1 protein-coding gene is annotated in these 6,658 nt (G+C 43.3%); it reads left to right on the top strand.

All coding sequences use genetic code 11. From position 1 onward, the window contains the following. Positions 1 to 151: 151 nt before the first annotated feature. The coding region (locus tag L6C30_RS13990) for an ESPR-type extended signal peptide-containing protein (protein ID WP_268920015.1) at positions 152 to 6,658 on the top strand (6,507 nt) is incomplete at its 3' end.

Here is a 6,658-nt window from a genome sequence, read left to right as displayed (position 1 = left end):
ATTTGTTTAAGATAAGATATAACTCATTGAGATGTGTCATAGTATTCGTCGTTAGAAAACAATTATTGTGACATTATTTCAATGAGTTATCTATTTTTGTCGTGTACAGAGTTTATTTTCATAAGTTATAAATCATATAAAGGGTGTAAGTATGAATAGGATCTATAGAGTAGTTTGGAATGCTTCGATAGGGGCATGGGTTGCGGTTTCTGAAAATGCAAAAAGTAAAACAAAAACCAAAACGGCAAAAGTAACGGTAGGGGCAGCAATTGTCATCGCTTCAGGGATAGTCATACCTGCTTATGCAGATGTAACGGGAGATGGGAAAAATATCACTGTAACAAAAGTTGGTAGTGATGATCAGGTCAGTATTACAGATAACCCTAATTTTACAACGGTCACGACGACAGGGGCAGTCACAGCAGGTAATGGCCTAACAGTAACAAGTGGTACGACAGCACTTAAAAATACCAATGTGACAGGAAACCTGTCCACATCAGGGAATACCAGTACGGCCACATTGAGTACCACAGGTGCAGCAACGATTGGCAATGGCTTAACGGTAACAAGTGGTACAACAGCACTTAAAAATACCAATGTTACAGGGAGCCTGTCCACATCAGGGAATACCAGTACAGCCACATTGAGTACTACAGGTGCAGCAACGATTGGCAATGGCCTAACGGTAACAAGTGGTACGACAGCACTTCAAAATACCAATATTACGAATCTATCCACGACAGGAAATGCTTCAGTAGGTGGGACCCTGGGTGTGACTGGGTTGGCCACATTAAATAGTGGTGCTGATTTAAATAATCAGAAAATTACTAAATTAGCGGCAGGTACAGCAAATACGGATGCAGCGAATTACGGACAGGTCAAGGCATCAAAAACAGAAGTTGCTGCGGGAACAAATATTAGCGTCACCCCAACCACAGGTGGCGATGGGCAAACGGTTTATACCGTCAAGACAATAGATAACCCTAATTTTACAACGGTCACGACGACAGGTGCAGTGAATGCGAATTCATTGGCTGTAACCAGTAATGCAACTGTTGGGGGAACTTTAGGCGTTACAGGCACGACCACGCTGAATGATAAATTAACTGTAAGTAAGAATGGTGCAGCAATTACTGGTGCAACGACGGTTACAGGTACATTGGATGTCACAGGGAATACTTCAGTAGGTGGGACACTGGGTGTCACTGGTTTGGCTACATTAAGTAATGGTGCGAATCTAAATAGTAAACAGATTACAGGATTGGCCGCAGGTACAGCAAATACGGATGCGGCGAATTACGGACAGGTCAAGGCATCAAAAACAGAAGTTGCTGCGGGAACAAATATTAGCGTCACCCCGACCACAGGTGGCGATGGGCAAACGGTTTATACCGTTAAGACAATAGATAACCCTAATTTTACAACGGTCACGACGACAGGTGCAGTGAATGCGAATTCATTGGCTGTAACCAGTAATGCAACTGTCGGAGGAACATTAGGTGTTACAGGCACGACCACACTGAATGATAAATTAACTGTAAGTAAAAATGGTGCAGCAATTACTGGTGCAACGACGGTTACAGGCACATTAGGTGTTACAGGTACAACCACACTGAATGATAAATTAACTGTAAGCAAAAATGGTGCAGCAATTACTGGTGCAACCACAGTTACAGGCACATTAGGTGTTACCGGATTAGCCACATTAAATAGTGGGGCTGATTTAAATAATCAGAAAATTACCAAACTGGCAGTCGGTACGGCCGATACGGATGCAGTTAATCTGGGACAGATCAAGACACTTTTAAGTGTTGATCCAAGTAAAGATTATAATGGCATTAAGTATTTCCGTGCCAAATCGACAGCAGCGGATGCGCAAGCGAACGGTGATGAGTCTGTTGCAATCGGCCCACAATCCAAAGCGAATGGAAAGAGTGCAATCTCTATTGGCGATCAGGCAATTGCTGCTGCGGATTCAAGCATTAGTATGGGGAAAACTGCCAACGCGATGGCTATAGGTAGTATCAGTATTGGTGAAAAATCAATTGCTTATAAAGACAACAATGTTGCCATTGGTAAGGAAGCGGTTGCACTGGGCTTAAATAGTACAGCGATTGGTTCAACTACAGGCACACCACGTACACCTGTATATACAAGGGATGCAAACGATAATAATCGAATCACTGCTGTTGATGGTATTCCTGTTACAACGGATCCAGGCACGAATGGTCAAAATGCAAATGATATTATCACAATTAATGGTACACCAGTTGATGCTACCGAAAGAAATAACTTTCTGACTTTATTAGGTAGTGGAGCGAATCTCTCAGCTGGAAAAAACAGTTTAGCTGTAGGTACATCTAATTTGGCAACAGGTGAGTCAAGTATTGCACTTGGTGATGCTGCTCAAGCTGTTGCCAATGATGCGATTGCTACGGGTCGCCGTGCCCAGGCTTTAGGTGAAAACGCCATCTCAATTGGTGCAGAATCACAAGCAGTGGTCAATGCAGTTGTTGTAGGTGATCAAGCAAAGGCAACGCAGGTTGGTGCGGTCTCTATAGGTCAAGGGGCTCAAACTGATACTGAATATGGCGTATCAGTAGGTTATCAGGCAGGGACAGGTTCAGCTCAGGATGATAAGAGTGACCGTACAGCGCATATTGCCATTGGTAAACAGGCAGGTCAAAATGTCAGTGGTAACCGTAATATTGCAATTGGTGTAGAGGCAGGTCAGAACCTGGACTCAACCAAATCGGGTAGTGCTGATTTTAATATTGCGATTGGTTCTGAAGCCGGTTCCAATTTTACAGGTAATAATAATATTTCTATTGGCAGTGAAAGTAATAAAAATAACAGTGGTTCACTACAAAACTCGGTTGCATTAGGCCATCAAACCGATGCTTTAGATGGTGCTGTTGTTATTGGCTATCAGGCAAAAGCAGAAAGCGTGCCTGGAGGATCTATTGGTTATAATGCAGTTGTTGTTGGTGCGAATGCCAAAGTGAATGGACAAGGGGGAGTGGCACTAGGGAAGGATGCACGTGCAGGCGCATCGAATGTTGCTTTAGGTATTTCGAGCGTTGCAGAGAGTAATTCTATTGGAGGCGGTTATTTAACTGGTGCTTATAACAGTGGTTCGGGTGTAAATGTTGTATCTGTGGGCAATGTTTCAACACAAAGAAGAATAACCAACGTGGCTGATGGTGCCGCAGGAACAGATGCTGTCAATGTCAATCAGCTTCAACAGTTAAATCAGAATATCAAAAATGTATTGGGTAATGATACAACTATTAATCCCGACGGTACGTTAAACTTTAAAGTCAATGGTACGTCTTATAGTGTGCAAGGTGCGATAGAAGCACTATCGACAGGAGGTGGAACAGCACCAGCCAATACAGTTGTATATACGGATTCAAGTCAGAAACAGGTCTCGCTTGGTGGAAGTGGCGGAACAGAATTAAAGAACGTTGCAGCCGGAACAACAGGTAATTCCGCAGTAAACAAGCAGCAGCTAGATGATGCAATTGCCACAGGAATGGTGAAATATGTTTCCATCAATAGTACAAGATCAGCCAATAAAAATAATGCCAGTGCCGCTGCAACAGACTCTTTGGCAATAGGTGCGGGAGCGCTTACGGGGAATGATGCAAATAATAGTGTATCCCTTGGATTCGATACAGATGTAAAGGATAAACAGAGTGTCGCAATTGGTTATAAGGCAATCTCCGAACAACGCTCATCAGTTGCCATGGGCGATCAGGCACATACGTATAATGAAAATAACGTTGCGATAGGTACAGGTGCTCAAAGTAAAGGTACAGATAGTATTACCATCGGAAAAAATGCACAGGCAGACAATGATAATTCAATAGATATGCCACATTATGCGATTGTGGTTGGTAGTGATGCAGAGGTCGCCAAGGCGGATCAGGGCATTTCGATAGGTCGTAAATCTTTTGTTGATGATGCAAATAATGGTACTGCGATTGGTCATGAAGCAAAAGTACTTAAGGGTGCGCAAGGCACTGCGATTGGTCATAAGTCACTAGTTACAGCAAATAATGCAACTGCTGTTGGTAATGAATCACGTGCCACTGGTACCAGTGCGAATGCTATTGGTGATGATGCACAAGCGACTGGTGCGAGTAGTAATGCAATCGGTAAAAGTGCAAGAGCCAGTGCAACGAGTGCGAATGCACTGGGTGATAATGCACAAGCGACCAGCGTCAGTAGTAATGCGATTGGTAATCAGGCAAAAGCCTATGCTGAAAATGCGAGCGCAATCGGTAATGCTGCTCAGGCCACAGGTATAAATGCCAATGCACTGGGCAAAAATGCCTATGCAGATAAACAGGATGCAACAGCAATAGGTAGTGCTGCTCAAGCAACGGGACTGAATGCCAATGCATTGGGTAAAGGGGCTGAAGCGATAAGACAGGATGCAACTGCGATTGGTACTACCGCACAGGCAACTGGTATCAGTGCAACAGCTCTAGGTAAAAACGCAGAAGCAACGGGACTGAATGCCAATGCAATTGGTAATGGGGCTAAAGCTGGTGCTGAAAGTTCGAATGCTATAGGTACAGGTGCAAATGTATCTGCAACCAATGGTTTTGCTTTAGGTACTAATGCAACAGTTACACATACAAATGCAATTGCCTTAGGTAGTGGATCGATTTCTAGTAATGCAACACCAACAGCAAGTGCAATTGTTAACGGTAAAACCTATAATTATTCAGGCATAAATCCAACATCAACTGTGAGTGTGGGCAGTTTAGGTAATGAACGTCAAATCATTAATGTCGCTGCAGGTCGAGTATCTGCTTCAAGTACTGATGCAATTAATGGTAGCCAGTTATTCCAAACCAATGAAGAATTAGCCAACCTAGCGAATAAAACAGCACAAGCATTAGGTGGTGGGGCATTAGCCAATCAAACTACTGGAGCAATTAGTGCGCCAAGTTATACCGTCACAACTAACCCGGCAGGAACAGGTACAAAAACTACGGTCAATAATGTAGGTGCAGCCTTAACTGCATTAGATACCGCAGTGAATCAACCATTAAGCTTTGCTGGTGATACGGGTGCTCAAATATCCCGTAAACTTGGTGAAACGCTCAATGTGAAAGGCGGTGCAACAGGTACACTCGCTGCCACCGGGAATATAGGCGTGGTTGCCAATGGAACAAATCAGCTGGATATTCGTCTTGCTGAAACAATAAATCTTGGTAGCAATGGTAGCGTGACAACAGGCTCTGCAAGCATAAAAAATAATGAAGTTAAAGTCGGTACTAATACTTTAACGGATACTGGATTAAAAGCCGGTAATGTGAGGGTAAATACTTCGACAAATGATGTTACTGGGTTAAGCAATACAACGTGGAATCCTGCAGGCACTTACAATAGTGGTCGAGCAGCGACCGAGGAACAGTTGCTTTCTGCACAAAATCAGCTAAATACAACTTTAACTGATAAAGGTTTCAGTATCTCAGCCCAAGGTGCTAATTCAGATAAAGTTAAGCTAGGTGAAACAGTTGATTTCCGCAATACAGATGGAAATTTAGTTGCTACCCGCAGTGCGGATAATACTATTAACTATGATTTAGCCAAAAATATCAATCTTGACAAAGTGACACTTGGTAACATTGTTATCGACAAAGCGACAGGGATCAATGCAGGCAATCAGAAGATCACCAATGTTAAAGCTGGGGATGTCAATTCAACATCTACAGATGCCGTGAATGGCAGTCAGCTATATACAGCACAAAACAATGTGAAGAATGTATTGGGGAGCAGCACACAGATTGATGCTGCTGGCAATTTAACTTCAACCAATATTGGCGGAGTTACAGGAGCCAATACGGTTCACGATGCAATTCAGCAGGTAAATAACACTGCGACTAATGCGAAGACTCAGGCAGATAAAGGTTTGAATTTTGCAGTGAATGGTGTAACTCCAGCAGACAATGTACAGCTGGGAGAAACTGTTAACTTCGCAGATGGTACAAATACAACAGCAACCTATGATGCATTGACGAATACCTACAAATACAGCCTGAACGATACATTGTCCTTAAGCAATGCGGGCAGTCTATCGATTAAGGATAGTGCTGGTACAGGTACAGTCGTTTCTGTTGACAAGACAGGGGTACAGTCAGGCAGCATTAAGCTAGATGCATCGACAGGTAAGATCACAGGAGTAACAGATGGTCTTGTTGCTGCAGGATCTAAAGAAGCAGTAAATGGTGGTCAGCTTGATGCAGTAAAAGCGATAGCGAATACAGGCTGGAAACTGACGACAGATAAAACTGGTACGGGTGCAGTGGCAGGTAGTTCAGTTGAACAGATCACGCCAGATGAAACAGTAACGTTTATCGCTGGTGACAACATTGCGGTTGAACAGGCAGGGAATAAGGTCACTGTAGCAACGAAGAAAGATGTGGTATTTGACAGTGTAACTGCAGGTGGCACAGTCATCAATAATTCTGGCTTAAGCTTTGTTGATAGTACAGGCACATTGGTTGCGAACAGCCCAAGCATCAGCAAAACAGGGATCAATGCAGGCAATCAGAAGATCACCAATGTTAAAGCTGGGGATGTCAATTCAACATCTACAGATGCCGTGAATGGCAGTCAGCTATATACAGCACAAAACAAT

The organism is Acinetobacter sp. KAM396 (assembly GCF_021602765.1).
In the GTDB taxonomy this organism is placed as follows: Bacteria; Pseudomonadota; Gammaproteobacteria; order Pseudomonadales; family Moraxellaceae; genus Acinetobacter; species Acinetobacter towneri_A.
Note: the sequence above shows the minus strand (reverse complement) of the source record. Positions and strands in the feature narration are given on the sequence as shown.